The sequence below is a fragment of the Bacteroidales bacterium genome (assembly GCA_035353855.1).
GTDB lineage: Bacteria > Bacteroidota > Bacteroidia > Bacteroidales > CG2-30-32-10 > DAOQAK01.
On the sequence record DAOQAK010000012.1, the window covers coordinates 55749 to 72382 of the forward strand.

The window sequence follows — 16634 nt, forward strand, 5'->3', positions numbered from 1 at the left end:
AAAATAGAAAATAAATTACGTGCTTTGCACCTTATAGAAAATAAATAAATGGAAGTATTTATAAAAATTGTTCAGCTAGTACTAAGCCTCTCAATAATGGTTATTATTCATGAGTTGGGGCATTTCATTCCTGCAAAACTTTTTAAAACCAAAGTGGAAAAGTTTTTCCTGTTCTTTGATGTAAAATTCTCAATAGTAAAATTTAGAAAAATAGACGGAAAATGGAAAGCATGGTTTTTTAAAAAAAATAATGATACATCTATTCCTGAAACTGATAAAACCGAGCTTGGAGTTGGATGGTTGCCCCTGGGCGGATATGTGAAAATTGCCGGAATGATTGATGAGTCGATGGATAAAGAGCAAATGAAACTTCCTCCGCAACCATGGGAATTCCGTTCAAAAAAAACCTGGCAACGATTAATTGTAATGGTTGGCGGTGTTACTATGAATGTGGTTCTGGCTATAGCCATTTATATCGTGATGCTTTCATTGTGGGGTGAAGAATACCTGCCTGCAAAAAATGTAAAATATGGCATTGCATGCGATTCAATGGCCTTAGAAATGGGGCTACGTAATGGCGACAAAATATTATCGGTCGAAAATAAAGAAGTAAAAGATTTTTTTAAAATACCTGCTGAAATAATTCTTGAGGAAGCAAAAACAATACAGGTTATTCGTGATGGCAAAAAAATGGATGTTGAAATTCCTTATGGCTTTTCGGGTAAATTAAGTCAGCATAAATCGCCCGATTTTATAACTGTTCGTTTTCCTTATGAAGTGGAGGAGTTTGCAAAAACCTCACCGGCAAAGGATGCGGGAATGATGGTAAACGACAGGATAATCGGGTTGAATGAAAAAAACCTGGAATATTATAATGATTTCCGTACAGAAATTGTAAAACATAAAAACGAATCAGTTAATGTAACCGTTCTTCGTAATAAAGACACACTTCATCTTCCTGTGAACGTTCCGGAAGATGGGAAGATAGGTGTCCAGGCTAAAAGTATGACGAGCTATTTTGAACTTAATAAACAGGAATATAATTTTTTTCAGGCTATACCTGCAGGTACCGTGAAGGCATACGAGATGATGGAGAAATATTTAAAAAGTCTTAAACTTATTTTTTCACCGGAGACCAAAGCATACGAATCTCTTGGCGGTTTTATTTCAATAGGAAATATTTTTCCTGCAGAATGGGATTGGAGCGCTTTCTGGAATCTTACTGCATTTCTTTCCATCATGCTGGCCGTTATGAACTTGTTGCCTATTCCTGCTTTGGACGGAGGCTATGTTTTATTTTTGCTTTATGAAATAATTTTCCGCCGCAAACCCAGCGAAAAATTTATGGAGTATGCCACATATGTGGGGATGTTCTTTTTACTTGCCCTGTTAGTATTGGCGAATGGGAATGATATTATAAAATTATTTAAATAAAATCAAAAATCGCTAAAATGAATGCTAAATGAAAATTATTTTTTTAGAGAAAAATATATAGTTGTATTGAAAATTGTAAGATTAAATAAATTACCGAATATAAACTCAAAACTGTCATTTAATAGCTAAATTGCACAATCTGCAAAATAGCTCTATGCAATTTGGATTTTATGTATTTTATTTGTTGTGAAAAAATTAAACAGTTAATAAATTGTTTAAATGAATTTTCCAACAATATTTTTTAAAATCACGTCTATAAAAAAAGATGTTATGAAAATTTTTCAGAAAATATTTTTTACTGTTTTTCTTTTTATTGGAATAACGGCAAATGCACAGGACCCGCAATTTTCGCAATTTTATGCCAATCCACTTTTATTAAACCCTGCATTTGCCGGTAGTGCAGGTTGCTCAAGAATGGCTATTAATTTGCGTTCACAATGGCCTAATATTCCCGAAAATTATAAAACGGTCAGTATATCTTATGATAGCAATTTAGATTCTATTAATAGTGGATTTGGATTTAATTACATTTACGATGTTGCCGGGAACACTTTATTTACACATATGTTTAATGCTTTTTACGCTTATAATATAAGATGTTCAGAAAATTTTATAATTAAACCTGCTTTAAATTTTGGTATGGGCTTTAAAAGTATTGACGGGAGCAAGTTTACGCCCCCTGTATCGTTTTCGTCCGTTAATTATTTTAATGTTGGAGCAGGTGTTCTTCTTGCATATAAAAATTATACAGGAGGATTTGCAATTGATCATTTAAATGAACCTGACGAAGGTTTTGAAAGCAAATCAAGATTACCAATGAAATTCACAGCACATGCATCTTGTCTTTTTAATAAAAATAATAAATTAAAAATCACTCCAATTATTATTTTTCAAAAACAACTTCATTTTGAAGAATTGATATCTATGTTGCTATTCAATGTTACGAACATTAAGTTTGGCGCGGGATGTAGAACTGGATTTGAAACCCCGGATTGTTTAATTGCAATGATTGGATTTCGTAATAATATTATCAGCATTGGTTATAGTTACGATTATACTATCTCAAAACTTTCAAGTGCAAACGGAGGTTCACACGAGATATCCTGTATTTATAAATTCAATTGTAAAAACAAACCCGTTTCTTTCATAGTTATTCCTGAAAATTATTAAGAATAAATCTTACAATATATTAACCCTGTATTTATAAAAAACATTGCCAGAACAATGTTTTAATCGTCCTAAATCGATTTTCAAAAAGTAGAATTAATTTAATAAAATATTTTATTTTATGTAAAAAATTTGTTAATTTGTGATTCTAAAACCCACTATGAACAAATTTAAAAGCTATGAAAAAATTTTACTTTATTTTTACTATTGTTGCTTTTATCTTTTTTAGCAACAATGTAATATCGCAGCAAATAATTGATTACCGTAATGCTGATGATATTCTATTAAAAAAGAAAGTTGCTGAAAACCCCGATATTGTTAATAAGTATGTTATTTATGAGAAGGAATTCAAAAAATTAATTGACAATATTAAAGAAAATAAAGATGTAAGAACAGATACGCTGATTAATGGGAAAAGAATTATACCTGTTGTTTTCCACATTATTCATAAAGGCGGCGCTGAGAATATAACAAAGGCCCAGATTCTTGATGCTGTTGAAAAAATCAATATCGATTACGCGAAAATGAATGCCGATACCGCTAATACATATTCAATTTTTAAATCACGTGCAGCAGATATAAAAATAGAATTACGCTTAGCACAGATTGACCCATGGGGTAATTGTACTGAAGGTATTGACAGGGTTTATGACCCGCAAACCAATTACGGATATTTCGGAACTATGCACCAATACTGTTGGAACCCGGATAAATATATGAATATTTATGCAGTGAATTTTATTTACCCTGAGGGTATAACTTTACCTGAAGGTGCTTTCATTGGCGGTATGTCGCCATTTCCTCCAAGTAATTCTTTATCTTCTACCTTAACAGGAGGCGATACACTTGTTGATGGTGTACTTATTCGTCAGGATTGTATCGGAAGTATTGGTACAGCTGTAAGTTTAGGTGGCATGCCTTTAAATATGCTGAACAGAACATTCACTCATGAAACAGGACATTACTTTAATTTGTATCATCCTTTCCAGTCGTTGTATGCTGCACTTGGTATTAATGGTTGCGGTAATTTTATAATTACTGCCGGTGATGAGGTTTCTGATACACCACCGGTTGCTGAAGCCACACAGAATACCAGTATAAACTGTTTCACACCGGGCAGCAGGAATACCTGTTCTTCAACGGATGCTATATATGGAATTGATGCTCCTGATATGATTGAGAATTATATGGATTACCAGTTTGGATATTGTACAAACATTTTTACATTGGGTCAGCTTGAACGCATAGATGCAACATTGCAATCTGATAGAAAAAATCTTTGGTCGAAGGAAAATCTTATTGCTACAGGTGTTTTAAATGCATCACCTGCATTGTGCCCACCTATAGCTGATTTTTATGCTAACCGGTTTATGGTTTGTGCCGGTGGTGAAGTAACATTTACTGATTATTCTTATTCCGGCGCTGCACAGGATTGGCTTTGGACATTTGATGGAGGAACACCTTCTACATCTACATTACAGAATCCAACGGTTCAGTATAATACTCCCGGTACTTATGATGTAAAATTGAAAGTAAGTAATGCTTCGGGAAGTGATTCATTAGTTAAAACTATTCATATTATTGTTAATGATAATTAGGCTTCTCCTGCAAATCCTTTTGTTGAAAGTTTTGAAAATACAACCCTTTCTAATGGATGGATTATTAGAAATGATACAGGCAATACCTGGCAAATTACCGATACCGCAGCATATACCGGAATAAAATCATTGCGCCTGGCAAATTTTTATAACAACAAAGCCGGAAGCTATGATGAACTTTATTCTCCTGCTTATAATGTCAGTACGATACCTGTTGGCACTATTGATCAGATGACATTTCGCTATGCATACACAGGGAAAGCCGTAGCAGCATCATTGGGAACATCGGCTGATACTGTTTACGATGCTTTGAAAATAAATTTTTCGAAAGATTGCGGAGCCACATGGACTTTGAAATTTAATAAAAGCGGTGCTGCTCTTTCAACAGCTAACCCGATTACTACAGGTTATAAACCTTCATCAACAACCGATTGGGTAGAAGAAACCATCAATTTAGCAAACATTCTTAATGGAGATAATATTCGAATGAAATTTGAGTTCCATTCAAATTCAGGGAATAACCTTTATATTGATGATATAAATATTACAACTGCTCAAACAAGTGTTGCCGATAATATTTTATTACAGGATTTACAATTTAATATTCAGCCAAACCCTGTAAGCGATAACACTATAATAAGTTTTAATTTAACAAAAAGTGAAAACGTAAAACTGAATGTGATGAATTTATTAGGACAAGAAATGATCAATGTAGCTGATGGAAATTTATCTGCCGGACAGTACAAGTATGTTGTAAACCGTGCAGATTTTGGCAATGCAGGATTTTACATTGTGAAAATAAATGTAGATGGAAATATTATTACAAAGAAAATTATAGTGAAGTAGTAAATAATATAGTTTGGTGTTTTTGAAAAAACCGGTGAGGGAACTCATCGGTTTTTTTTATGGATTCTTTTACTTTGCCAACTTATACCGATTGCATATATGTCATCGGCATAACCATTATAAAATTTAAAATATCCTTTGCACTATTTTAAATCAACAATTGGTATTATCTGATAAAATTGGTAAATACTCTCTTTTCTTTTATTGGCGGTTCAATGGAGTTTGATGTTGCTTCTTTCATTTTTAAAAGCCATGCCATGTTTTTTCCCAGCACGCTCATTATTTGTACGCCTTCATTATCCTGTGTTACCTCGCCGGGTTTTTGTCCGTGAATGATATTCCAATAACATGATGTTGCAATAATCAATTCTGCATAAGTGAGATAATGATACAAACTGTCAAGTGTTGAGGAGCCACCGCTTCTTCTTACAGCTACAACTGCTGCTGCAACTTTATGACGGAGTAAATTTCCGTTTGCTCCCGAAACATAAAACAGTCGGTCTAAAAAACACTTCATAGTGCCTGCTACACCTGAATAATAAACAGGTGAGCCGATAATGATTCCATCAACATTTTTTAATTTTTGGATGATTGGATTTACATCATCATTATCAATAGAACATTTTTCATCTTTATTGATGCCGCATTTCCCGCATGCAATACAACCATGAATAGCTTTATGTCCAATTTGAATAATTTCAAAATCGATTCCTGCTGCTTTCAATTCATTTCCAACAATTGTTATTGCATGGTATGTGTTGCCTTCATTTTTAGGACTTCCGTTTATTGCAATTACTTTCATAAAATTTTTTTAATAACTAATCTACTTGTTCACTTGTCAACTTATCAACTTGTCTACTTACTCACTATTGCTCCACTTTTTCGCGAAGCGATTTAAATCCGTTTCCAATAATTTCATTAGCATCAATTACCGACATAAATGCATTAGGGTCGATGGAATTAATGTATTCCTGCAACATTGCCAGTTCACGACGATTTACATTTGTAAAAATAACTTTTTTCTCAGTGCCTTTATACATACCTTCTCCATGCAGTAGTGTGCCTCCTCGGTCGAGGTCCTTGATAATTTTTTCGCGAAGCTCTTCGTATTTTTCAGTAACAATAAATAATGTTTTATCATAGCTTATACCTTCAAGTACTGTATCGATAACTTTTCCTGTAATAAAAATCACGATCCACGAATACAGCGGTATACGCCAATCTCCAAAGGCTATCAACCCGACAATAACAATACATGAATCGATTATTATCATGAGTTGCCCCAAAGGCATGCGTGTGTATTTTGCAATGATCATGGCTACAATATCCGAACCGCCGCTGGTTGCTTTACCTTTAAATATTAGTCCAACACCAAGCCCTACAAGTACTCCGCCAAATATGGCTGATAGTAAAACATCTTCTTTTACCAGCGGGGCTTCTCCCCAAATCATAGTCAGGGTATCAATAAAAATTGAAGCAAGCGAAAACCCTACTACTGTTTTAACTCCAAAGCGTGGCCCTAAAATTTTAATACCAATTATTGTAAGAGGTACATTTAAGATCAACCCTGTAATACCAATAGGAAATCCAAATACATGATGCAATACAATGGAAATACCAAATACTCCGCCGGGAACAATTTTATGTGGAGAAATAAAATATACATAACCGACAGCTAAGGTAAAAGCGCCAATAATAATTAAACTGTATGATAAAAACCATTTCTTTGAAAAAGGTTTATCTTTCTGAAGATATGCCATAAAAATATTTTTTTAAATTTCTGCAAATTTACATCAGCTTTTTGAATCATTTGTTTTTATAAAAAAATAAATTCTAAATTCAAATTTTTTGAATGCATTTGCGTTTGATACTTTTGTATTTTATAGTACATTTATGTTTTGATGTATATTTGGTTTGATGTATAAATTTTTCAGGATATTAATTTTAATCATTATTGTTTTTCCGCTCTTCGGGAAAGCCCAGCAATTGAGCAATTACCGGACAAAAAAAATTATTCCATCTTCGGATACATTGTTACTTGACACTTTAAGTGTTATTCCAGGTTCGTTAGAAATTCGCGACAACAAAGGAAATAAAATTGACAGCACAGATTTCAAAATTATTTTTTCGGAGTCGAAACTGGTAATAAAAAATGAAATAAGAGAAAAATTTTCAGAATTATTTATCAGCTATAAAGTTTTTCCTTACAATTTTTCAAAATCATACCAGCATAAAGATGTGAATATGCTTATCCCTGATGAAAAAGGAAATTATAACCCATTTGTATTTACATACGAAAATCAATCACTTAATATTTTTACTTTTGGTGGGCTTAATAAAAATGGAAGTATATCGCGTGGTGTATCGTTTGGCAATAGTCAGGATGTGGTTGTGAATTCAAGTTTTAATTTGCAGCTATCAGGAAAATTAAGCAGCGATATCGATATTCTTGCTGCCATTACTGATAATAATATTCCTATACAGCCCGAAGGAAACACGCAGCAATTGCAGGATTTCGACAAGGTTTATATCCAGCTTTCGCATAAGGATACAAAATTGATTGCAGGTGATTTTGAACTTTCAAAACCCGAAAGTTATTTTATGAATTTTTATAAAAAGGCACAGGGTGGAATTTTTTCATCAACTTTTGATGCCGGAAATAAAAAGAAAAAAAGTGATGATAAAATTTCTGTTTCAGTTGCTGCTGCAATTTCAAAAGGGAAATATGCAAAAAATACTTTTACCGGAACCGAGGGAAATCAAGGACCATACAAACTCAAAGGTGCCGAGAATGAAACGTATATTATTGTTTTATCGGGGACTGAAAAAGTGTATATCAATAGTGAACTGATGACACGCGGACAGGAAAATGATTATACAATAGATTACAATACTGCTGAAATAACTTTTACGGCAAAAAGATTAATAACAAAGGATAGCCGCATCAGCGTGGAGTTTGAATATTCCGATAAAAATTATTCGCGTTCACTTTTTTATTCAGGGAATGAATATTCAACTAAAAAAACAAAAGTCAGGTTGAATTATTATTCGGAGCAGGATATAAAAAATCAACCTTTACAACAGGAACTGAGTGATGAACAAAAACTCATACTTTCACAAATTGGCGATAGCCTGGATGAGGCTTTTGTTCCTTATGTCGATAGTATTGCTTATACAAACGACCAGGTGCTTTATAAAAAAATCGACAGCCTGGGTTATTCGCCTGTATATGTTTATTGCACCAATGCCGACAGTGCGCATTACCGTCTTGGTTTTTCTAATGTAGGAACAAACAAAGGAAATTATATTCAGATTCAAAGTTCGGCAAATGGAAAAGTATTTAAATGGGTAGCGCCTGTAGGTGGCATTCTTCAAGGGAATTATGAACCTGTTGTTTTGCTTGTTACCCCTAAACAAAAAAGAATGATCACATTGGCTGCCGATTATGTGATTTCAAAAAATACTAAAGCAACAGTTGAAACAGCAATGAGCAAAAATGATTTGAATCTTTTTTCTTCAGCTGATTCAAAAGATGATATAGGTTATGGAATAAAAGCAAATATTAAAAACATAATTCACTTAAATAAAAAAGACAGTGCAGGATGGAAGCTGACATCGGAATTGAATCATGAATATATTGGTAAAACTTTTTCACCTGTTGAACGCTATCGTAATATAGAGTTTGAGCGCGACTGGAATAGTACCGGGTTATCGCTGAATACCGACCAGCATGTATCATTTGTAAAATTAGGTCTTTCCGATAAAAAAGATTTTTTGATTTATAAATTTAATTCTTTTCTTGCCGGCTCCTATTATACCGGGTTACAAAATACAGTGAATGCTTCATTCGAAAGAAAAGGCTTTGTTCTTACTTTCACAGGAAGTTTATTAAGTTCGGAAGATGTTATAAATTCTACTAAATTCATAAGGCATACTTCAGGGTTTGCAAAAAAATTCAAAGGGATTACTATTGGTGTTAAAGAAGATGCCGAGGATAATAAATTTTATAAACTGCAAAGCGATACACTTCAGAAAAATAGTTTTTCTTACAATGAATACGAAGGCTATATAACCAATTCCGATACTTCAAAAAATAAATATAAAGTTTTTTATAATGTTCGTTACGATTACCTGCCACTTAATAATTCATTGTCGGCATCAACTACAGCAAAGAGTACAGGCGTTTCGTTCGACATGATGAAAAATACAAATAATCATCTTACGGTTTATAGCACGTATCGTGTTCTTACTGTTAATGACACAAACCTGGTTTCATCAAGCAACGATGAATCCCTTTTAGGAAGAGCAGAATATTATCTCAAAGCATTTAAGGGCGCATTAATTTCAAGTACATATTATGAAGTAGGTTCGGGAAAGGAAGTGAAAAAAGAATTTTCCTATGTTGAAGTTGCGCAGGGGCAGGGTGTTTACTCATGGACCGATTATAATGGAAATAATATAAAAGAACTTAATGAATTTGAAGTTGCCGCTTTTCAGGACCAGGCAAATTATATTCGTGTGTATACTCCAACCGGTGATTATATAAAAACGTTTACTAACCAATTCAGCCAGGTTCTTAATTTGAATCCTTCGTATTTCTGGACTTCTCCAAAAGGAGTAAAAAAATTCATTTCACGTTTTTCTAACCAGTCAACTTACAGCATTGATCATAAAAACACTGATAATAATGAATTCAGGGCATACAATCCTTTTGCAATGGAAATAAATGATACAGCGCTGGTATCAGAAAATTCATCGTTCCGCAATGTTTTTTATTTTAATCGCTCTTCATCAAAATTTGGATTTGATCTGAATTTTAAACAGGCACGAAATAAAATTTTACTTGTGAATGGTTTTGATACACGCACTGTTCTTGTGAAAGGAATAAATACCAAATGGAATATTTCGCGCAAATATTCACTTACATGCAAGTATGACTATGGCGAAAAAACAAATGCTTCGGAATATTTTTCAACGAGTAACTATAAAATAAATTATAATGAGACCAATCCGGCAATAACATTCCAGCCCAGTGTATCGTTTCGCCTGATGTTGAATTATACTTACACCGAAAAGAAAAATGTTGCTGGCGAAAAAGCATTTATTAATAAAACCGGAATAGAAATAAAATATAATGTAGTTTCGAAGGGAAGCCTGATTATGAAAATAAATTATATAGATATTAATTATAATAGTTCTGAAAATACTTCTGTAGCTTATGAAATTCTTGAAGGATTGAAAGACGGAAAAAATGCAACATGGAATTTAAGTTATCAACGTAATATAGCGTCGAATCTTCAGCTGAATCTTTCATATGATGGGCGAAAATCGGAAAACACAAATACCGTGCATGTAGGCAGTGTGCAATTAAGAGCTTATTTTTAATTAAATATGGTTAATCCTTCTGAATAAATTCTCAATAAATTAATATTTACGTAACATATAAAATAGCGATAAAAACTATCTTTGAATTCAAATAAATTATAATGAAGAAATCATATATTAAAACTATTGCTCTTGTTGCACATGATAATCGTAAAGCTGATATGATAGAATGGGTAGAGTGGAACTGGGAAAAGCTGATGAAACATAAACTGATATGCACAGGAACAACAGGACGATTGGTTGAAGAGGCTATTACACGAAAATTTGGAGATTATACACACGATCATCTTCAAATAGCGAAGTTAAAATCGGGGCCACTGGGCGGAGATCAGCAACTGGGGGCAAAGATTGCCGAAGGGGATATTGATCTTCTTATTTTCTTTTGGGATCCAATGCAGGCTCAGCCTCATGATGTTGACGTTAAAGCATTATTAAGGTTAGCATCGCTTTATAATATCCCTACCGCTTCCAATAGGGCAACTGCCGATTTTATTATCAGTTCGCCATTACTCGAACATGACTATTTGCCACAACTTATTGATTATTCAAAGTACATTAATAGAAAAGTTTAAAATAAAAAATTTTACTTTAACAACAGTTCGGTAATTTTTTTATTTAAGGACTAAAGTCCTTGATAATTGTGGGTTTCGTAATAGCCCCGACCTTAAGGTCGGGGCTATTAAAACTCAATAAAATTGGGCTTTAGCCCAAAAATACTAAAAAATTACCGAACTGTTGCTTTAATATTGTTTCAATAAAATCTTAACTCAAGTCGTTTATTTTTTATTGCACGAATTCATTGTAAGGTCAATGCCGATAGTACCAAAGTTTTTAATGGCTTCAATGGCTTTATCAAATTTTTCTTCAAGTATTTTTTTCTCTTCATCAGTCCATTTACTTAATACATATTTTATCTGGTGTCCTACCGGAAACTCATTACCTGCACCAACTCTAAGTCGTGCAAAGTTTTCATGACCTAAATGGTCGATGATATCCTGTAGCCCGTTATGTCCGCCGGCTCCGCCTTTTTTGCGCATACGCAATGTTCCTAAGGGTAAAGCAATATCATCAGTGATTACCAAAAGATTTTCGTCGGGAATATTTTCTTTCTGTAGCCAGTAAGCAATAGCTTTTCCGCTTAAATTCATATATGTGGAAGGTTTTATTAAAATATATGTCCTTCCTTTAAAACGGAATTCGGTTTTATCGGCATAGCGTTTCGATTCAAATGCAATTTCTAATTTTTTTGCACAAGCATCAAGCACCATAAAACCTATGTTGTGTCGTGTTTCGGAATATTCAGGGCCAATGTTGCCTAAACCAGCTATCAGGTACTTCACTTTAATTGATTCGTAAAAAAATAAATAAACTATGTTTTAATTACGGTATAAAATTAATAAATTTGTTCGGTTATAACTTATATAAAAAAAATATGCTGATAATTGGTATTGCTGGAGGTTCGGGTTCGGGAAAATCAACCGTTGTAAAACAAATCATGAAAAGATTGCCAAAAGATGAGGTTGCTGTTATTCCGCAGGATGCATATTATAAGGATAGCGGACATTTATCTCCTGAAGATCGTGCAAAGAAAAATTTTGACCATCCTTCTTCCATAGAATTTAATTTGCTGATAAAACATCTTGACCTTCTCAGGGAAGGTAAAAGCATTGATATGCCAACATATTCATACTTGTCATGCGCCCGTTTAAAGGATACTATTCCTATTCAACCCAAAGATGTGATTATTGTTGAAGGAATTTTAATTCTTACTAATCCGCGAATGCGCGAGCGGATGGATATTAAAGTGTATGTTGATGCGGATTCGGATGACCGCCTGATGCGAGTAATTCGTCGCGATATTGAAGAACGTGGACGTTCGTTTCATCAGGTTCTTGATCATTATGAAAAGTATGTTAAGCCCATGCATCTTCAATTTATTGAACCTACAAAACGTTATGCTGATATAATTATTCCGCAAGGTGGCGCCAATCATGTTGGGATAGATATTTTAACTTCGAAAATAAAAATGAGTTTGAAAAAATAATGTCAAATTATATTTTGATTTTGACATTTCCCATCATCAACGAGATATTTTCTATAATCCTTTTGGAACGGCAGCAATAAGCTTTTGAGTATATTCTGTTTTGGGATTGGAATAAATTTCATCGGAATCGCCGTACTCCTGTATCATCCCATCTTTCATAACAATCATACGGTCGGACATAAATTTCACAACCGACAAATCGTGTGAAATAAAAATATAAGTAAACCCAAATTCTCTTTTCAAATCATTCAGCAGATTCAGTACCTGCGCCTGGATTGAAACATCGAGTGCGGAAACCGATTCATCGCAAATGATAAACTCAGGTTGCAAAGCAAGAGCCCGGGCAATACAAACACGTTGCCGCTGACCTCCCGAAAATTCATGTGGATAGCGGTTGTAATGTTTTGCCGGAATATTTACTTTATCGAGAAGTGAAAAAACATTTTCTTTTCTTTCTTTATCATTACTATGTAGCGAATGAACCATCATCGGTTCCAAAATTGCGTCACCAATGGTCATTCGCGGGTTAAGCGAGGAATAAGGGTCTTGAAATATGATTTGAATATTTTTCCTGATTTTTCTTAATTCATTTTGCGATAGGGAAGCAATATCCTTTCCTTTAAATAAAACTTTTCCTTCGGTTGGTTCGATCAATCGTAAGATTGTTCTTCCCAAAGTGGTTTTCCCGCAGCCCGATTCGCCCACTAATCCAAGTGTTTCGCCGGTGTATACATCAAAGCTTACATTGTTAACGGCTTTAATATAATTTTTTGTTTTTCTGAAAATACTTTCACGAATAGGAAAATATGTTTTCAGGTTTTTTACTTCGAGTATTGGCTTTTTTGAAAATATTTTTTCGTGGTATAATTTTCTTTCTTCATTTTTTATAACAAGTGAAGAAGTAATTTCTGAAATATCTTTTATCTTTTCGCTGATGTTGCCTTCAATATCTGTTTCCATGAAATCGGCTACAACAGGGAGTTTCCGCAAACGTACATTCATTGAAGGACGGCAAGCTATAAGTCCTTTAGTATACGGGTGTTTTGGGTTACTGAAAATTTCTTTTACATTTCCCTGTTCCACGATTTTTCCTTTGTACATTACAAGAACGTTGTCGGCAATTTCAGCAATAACACCTAAATCATGAGAAATAAAAATAATACTCATATTGTGTTTCTGCTGAAGGTTTTTCATCAATTGCAGAATTGTTTTCTGAACGGTAACATCAAGTGCAGTTGTAGGCTCGTCGGCAATAAGGATTGATGGGTTGCACGACATAGCCATAGCAATCATCACACGTTGTTTTTGTCCACCTGAAAGCTCGTGAGGATAACTGTTAAAAATAGTTGATGGTCGCGGTAACTGAACTTCTTCAAATAATTGTAGCGTTTTTTCTTTTCCTTCTTTATTAGAAAGATGGAGATGTAATTTTAATACTTCAACAATTTGTTTACCGCATTTCATCACCGGGTTCAATGATGTCATAGGCTCCTGGAAGATCATTGCAATTTCTTTTCCTCGAAATGTGCGCATTTTTTTTTCAGGAATAGAGATTAAATCAGAAGGATTTTCCTGATGATATAAAATTTCACCATTACTAGTTTTTCCGTTTGGCGGAAGCAAACGCATTATGGAAAGTGAGGTAATGGATTTCCCTGAACCCGATTCGCCAACAATACCAAGTGTTTCGCCTTTATTCAGGTTGAAGGAAATATTGTCAACAGCTTTAACTATTCCTTCTTCTGAAGAAAATTCGGTACATAAATTTTTTATTTCGAGTAGTGGAAATTCCATGTAGTTTGAATATGCCTTAAAAGTACTAAAAAAGTAAGTAATATATAAATACCATTTTTTTAATAATTGAAGAATTTTAGCGATAAAAAATTTGTTGAAGTTTGGAATTTGGCTTTTCCGTCAGTCTTCGATAAACTCAGACTGACATATAAACTCAGACTGACATACTAAATAAAAACCCCCAGTTTTTGCTGAGGGTTTTTGAATTATTTTTTAACAGGATTATCCCATTCAATTTTGTAGTAATCGGGTTGTTCTTTCAATACACGTTGTATCCATTCCGAACCGTAGCCTACACCCTTAGGATGACGTCCATGATCTGCTCCATCATTTATGTATCCATCATTGTATTTTGTTACTATGTATGCATAAAGTTCTTTCCAGTGTTCTACAACATTCAAGGCATTGGTATATGAATAATCACTGAGGTATTTCACTGCAAGTGCGTGGTCTTTTTTCTCAAGTTCCTTTGCTGTTTTTTCAACAACAGGTTGCATTTCAATAAAATTATTTTCAAGTTCACTTTGTACTGCCTGGATATCTTTTATTATATAAGAGTATTTCCCGTAAGCGTAATTAGCCACAAGATTGAAAATCCATGAAGCAGAATTCCAGTCGAACTTTGTAACATCAGCAATGGCAAAAGGAGCTGGGCGTTCTTTCATACATACATATAAAGGCATATAGCAATTTGAATACGTATCATCAACCGAATACCAGAATACACCCATATCATTATCAACTTCAGACCGGGATTGTGCTACAAAGCTGAAAGCCGTTTGCTGAGTAGAAATTGGTCGTTCCCATCCATAAGCAGTAACTGTATCGCCGGGAGCTTTAAAGTAAAGATTTTTCCAGCGGTAAGGACAATTGAAAGGTCCGGCCATAAGGCCTTTTGTCATATCGAAATCGGTTCCTTCAAAATGGTCGCGCATTAATGACATCACATCTTTCACGCTAAGTTTTTTGTCAGGTTTTATAAATAAAGGATAAGGTTCGGCTGTTTTAACCCCACGCCAGTAATCAGAAGAAAAATTCTGTGAAGGCGCTGCACGACGGAATATACTCCATACTCTTCCTTCACATAAAAATAAAGCTTCAGGAGTTAAAGGACAATATACATCAACAAAACTGAATTCTTTTCCTGATTTTGAACTCCAGTAACCCATTTTTTCAGCGTAAGAAAAAATATCAGAAGCATACATACAATTATCTTTGTCTTTCACTGGTACTTCGCGAATACGTGCCTGGTTAGCATGAGCACACATATAACCATCGGGAACTTTTCGTGCAACCCAAATGGCACCTTTTTCATTTCCGGCTTTACCTATAATTTCAAATATCCATGCTTCGTTTGGGTCGGAAACCGAAATCGATTCTCCTTCGCTGGCATAACCGTATTCTTCAACTAATTTTGTCATCACTTCAATTGCTTCTCTTGCAGTCTTTGCGCGTTGAAGAGCAATGTACATCATGCTGCCGTAATCAATGATTCCTTTAGGAGCAAGCAATTCTTCACGTCCGCCAAAAGTTGTTTCACCAATAGCAACCTGGTATTCATTCATGTTGCCAATCACTTTATAAGTATGACTTACCTGTTTTATTTTTCCCAGGAATTTTCCGGTGTCCCACTCGTAAACTTCAAGAGAATCTTTATCGCCCCAGTCCTGAGCATCCATCCAATACAACGGTTCCATAAAACCTCCGGCATCGGCATTGTATGAAATCATTACTGAGCCATCAACTGATGCGCCTTTTGATACAAGAATATTTGTACATGCAAAAACAGTAGAACCTGTTAAATAAATAAACAGGAACAGAATAAAAATTTGAGATATTTTTTTCATGATATTTGATTATAATTATGAAGCAAATATATATGAAAAGTAAAATACATGCGAAAGAATTTTTTTAGAAGATAGTTATAAATTTTTAATATCCCATTCAGCAGATTACTCAATCCCTTGTTTAATGTGGCATACAGGAGTATAATCAAATAACTTTTTTATTTTTCTATTGAAGCCAGCGAATCTTTAATATCACCTTTGCGTTTGGCAACATGAACAGGTTTTATTTTTTCAAATTAAGGTTTATATCGTGAAAGAATTTCGATGAGCATATTACATAAGTCGGCATAAGACTTGTTTTTTCAGCGCAACCAACATTGTAAACATTGTTTAAAGCATTTTTAATTGAATTGTTATACCAATTAAAGGTACTTATTTTTTAATTCAATCTAATACCCCAAATTTACTGCAAAAGTATGAAATAATGCTAATAAATCAGGATTTGTATTAATAATATTAAGGTAAATTGGAGTTTCCTCAGGAAAAAAGCAGGGAAAAATCAAAACGCTTTAATAGTGT

General features: G+C 33.9%; 12 protein-coding genes and 1 pseudogene. 8 read left to right on the forward strand and 5 right to left on the reverse strand.

All coding sequences use genetic code 11. The annotated features are described in order from the left end of the window. The first annotated feature begins 48 nt into the window (after window positions 1-48). The 5 genes and pseudogenes from rseP to PKK00_04635 all read left to right on the forward strand — a co-directional run bounded on the left by rseP (window position 49) and on the right by PKK00_04635 (window position 5045). Complete coding sequence (rseP, locus tag PKK00_04615; protein HNW97679.1) at window positions 49-1434, forward strand: RIP metalloprotease RseP; 1386 nt, start codon at window positions 49-51, stop codon at window positions 1432-1434. A 270-nt stretch (window positions 1435-1704) separates the two neighbouring features. Next, complete coding sequence (locus tag PKK00_04620; GenBank protein ID HNW97680.1) at window positions 1705-2604, forward strand: PorP/SprF family type IX secretion system membrane protein; 900 nt, start codon at window positions 1705-1707, stop codon at window positions 2602-2604. A 176-nt stretch (window positions 2605-2780) separates the two neighbouring features. Next, window positions 2781-4199 (forward strand): PKD domain-containing protein, encoded by a 1419-nt coding sequence (locus PKK00_04625; GenBank protein ID HNW97681.1) that lies wholly within the window; start codon window positions 2781-2783, stop codon window positions 4197-4199. A gap of 30 nt (window positions 4200-4229) precedes the next feature. Beyond that, window positions 4230-4733: pseudogene (locus tag PKK00_04630) on the forward strand (hypothetical protein). A gap of 69 nt (window positions 4734-4802) precedes the next feature. Next, on the forward strand, window positions 4803-5045 hold the full coding sequence (locus PKK00_04635) for a T9SS type A sorting domain-containing protein (GenBank protein ID HNW97682.1): 243 nt from the start codon (window positions 4803-4805) through the stop codon (window positions 5043-5045). Between the two features lie 166 nt (window positions 5046-5211). Here PKK00_04635 and PKK00_04640 read toward each other — a convergent pair whose 3' ends face one another. Together PKK00_04640 and PKK00_04645 are read right to left on the reverse strand one after the other, a co-directional pair. After that, complete coding sequence (locus PKK00_04640) at window positions 5212-5847, reverse strand: flavodoxin family protein (protein HNW97683.1); 636 nt, start codon at window positions 5845-5847, stop codon at window positions 5212-5214. A gap of 64 nt (window positions 5848-5911) precedes the next feature. Continuing rightward, a complete protein-coding gene (locus PKK00_04645) occupies window positions 5912-6805 on the reverse strand; it encodes a YitT family protein (GenBank protein ID HNW97684.1) in 894 nt (297 codons plus the stop codon). A 157-nt stretch (window positions 6806-6962) separates the two neighbouring features. Here PKK00_04645 and PKK00_04650 point away from each other — a divergent pair, with 157 nt between their 5' ends. Further along, window positions 6963-10430, forward strand: a complete 3468-nt coding sequence (locus PKK00_04650) for a hypothetical protein (GenBank protein HNW97685.1) — start codon at window positions 6963-6965, stop codon at window positions 10428-10430. A 101-nt stretch (window positions 10431-10531) separates the two neighbouring features. Then, window positions 10532-11002: a methylglyoxal synthase gene (locus PKK00_04655; protein HNW97686.1), complete on the forward strand. Its 471-nt coding sequence runs from the start codon at window positions 10532-10534 to the stop codon at window positions 11000-11002. A gap of 204 nt (window positions 11003-11206) precedes the next feature. Here the strand turns inward: PKK00_04655 and pth are convergent, their stop codons facing one another. Next, window positions 11207-11770 carry an aminoacyl-tRNA hydrolase gene (pth, locus tag PKK00_04660; protein HNW97687.1) on the reverse strand — a complete coding sequence of 188 codons (564 nt, stop codon included), beginning with the start codon at window positions 11768-11770 and terminating at the stop codon, window positions 11207-11209. Between the two features lie 92 nt (window positions 11771-11862). On the opposite strand from pth, the gene udk reads away from it, so the two are divergent. Continuing rightward, window positions 11863-12474, forward strand: coding sequence for a uridine kinase (gene udk / locus PKK00_04665; GenBank protein HNW97688.1), 612 nt, complete (start codon window positions 11863-11865; stop codon window positions 12472-12474). Window positions 12475-12525: 51 nt separating this feature from the next. Here udk and PKK00_04670 read toward each other — a convergent pair whose 3' ends face one another. After that, window positions 12526-14268, reverse strand: a complete 1743-nt coding sequence (locus tag PKK00_04670) for an ABC transporter ATP-binding protein (protein ID HNW97689.1) — start codon at window positions 14266-14268, stop codon at window positions 12526-12528. A gap of 206 nt (window positions 14269-14474) precedes the next feature. Continuing rightward, window positions 14475-16115: a C69 family dipeptidase gene (locus PKK00_04675; GenBank protein HNW97690.1), complete on the reverse strand. Its 1641-nt coding sequence runs from the start codon at window positions 16113-16115 to the stop codon at window positions 14475-14477. Window positions 16116-16634 lie beyond the last annotated feature (519 nt).

What these genes read in the sequence shown, in the direction of transcription:
- PKK00_04655 (HNW97686.1), top strand. Translation starts at nt 10,532, where the DNA reads ATGAAGAAATCATATATTAAAACTATTGCTCTTGTTGCACATGATAAT.
- rseP (HNW97679.1), top strand. Translation starts at nt 49, where the DNA reads ATGGAAGTATTTATAAAAATTGTTCAGCTAGTACTAAGCCTCTCAATA.
- PKK00_04670 (HNW97689.1), bottom strand. Translation starts at nt 14,268, where the DNA reads ATGGAATTTCCACTACTCGAAATAAAAAATTTATGTACCGAATTTTCT.
- PKK00_04640 (HNW97683.1), bottom strand. Translation starts at nt 5,847, where the DNA reads ATGAAAGTAATTGCAATAAACGGAAGTCCTAAAAATGAAGGCAACACA.
- udk (HNW97688.1), top strand. Translation starts at nt 11,863, where the DNA reads ATGCTGATAATTGGTATTGCTGGAGGTTCGGGTTCGGGAAAATCAACC.
- PKK00_04625 (HNW97681.1), top strand. Translation starts at nt 2,781, where the DNA reads ATGAAAAAATTTTACTTTATTTTTACTATTGTTGCTTTTATCTTTTTT.
- PKK00_04675 (HNW97690.1), bottom strand. Translation starts at nt 16,115, where the DNA reads ATGAAAAAAATATCTCAAATTTTTATTCTGTTCCTGTTTATTTATTTA.
- PKK00_04620 (HNW97680.1), top strand. Translation starts at nt 1,705, where the DNA reads ATGAAAATTTTTCAGAAAATATTTTTTACTGTTTTTCTTTTTATTGGA.
- PKK00_04650 (HNW97685.1), top strand. Translation starts at nt 6,963, where the DNA reads ATGTATAAATTTTTCAGGATATTAATTTTAATCATTATTGTTTTTCCG.
- PKK00_04645 (HNW97684.1), bottom strand. Translation starts at nt 6,805, where the DNA reads ATGGCATATCTTCAGAAAGATAAACCTTTTTCAAAGAAATGGTTTTTA.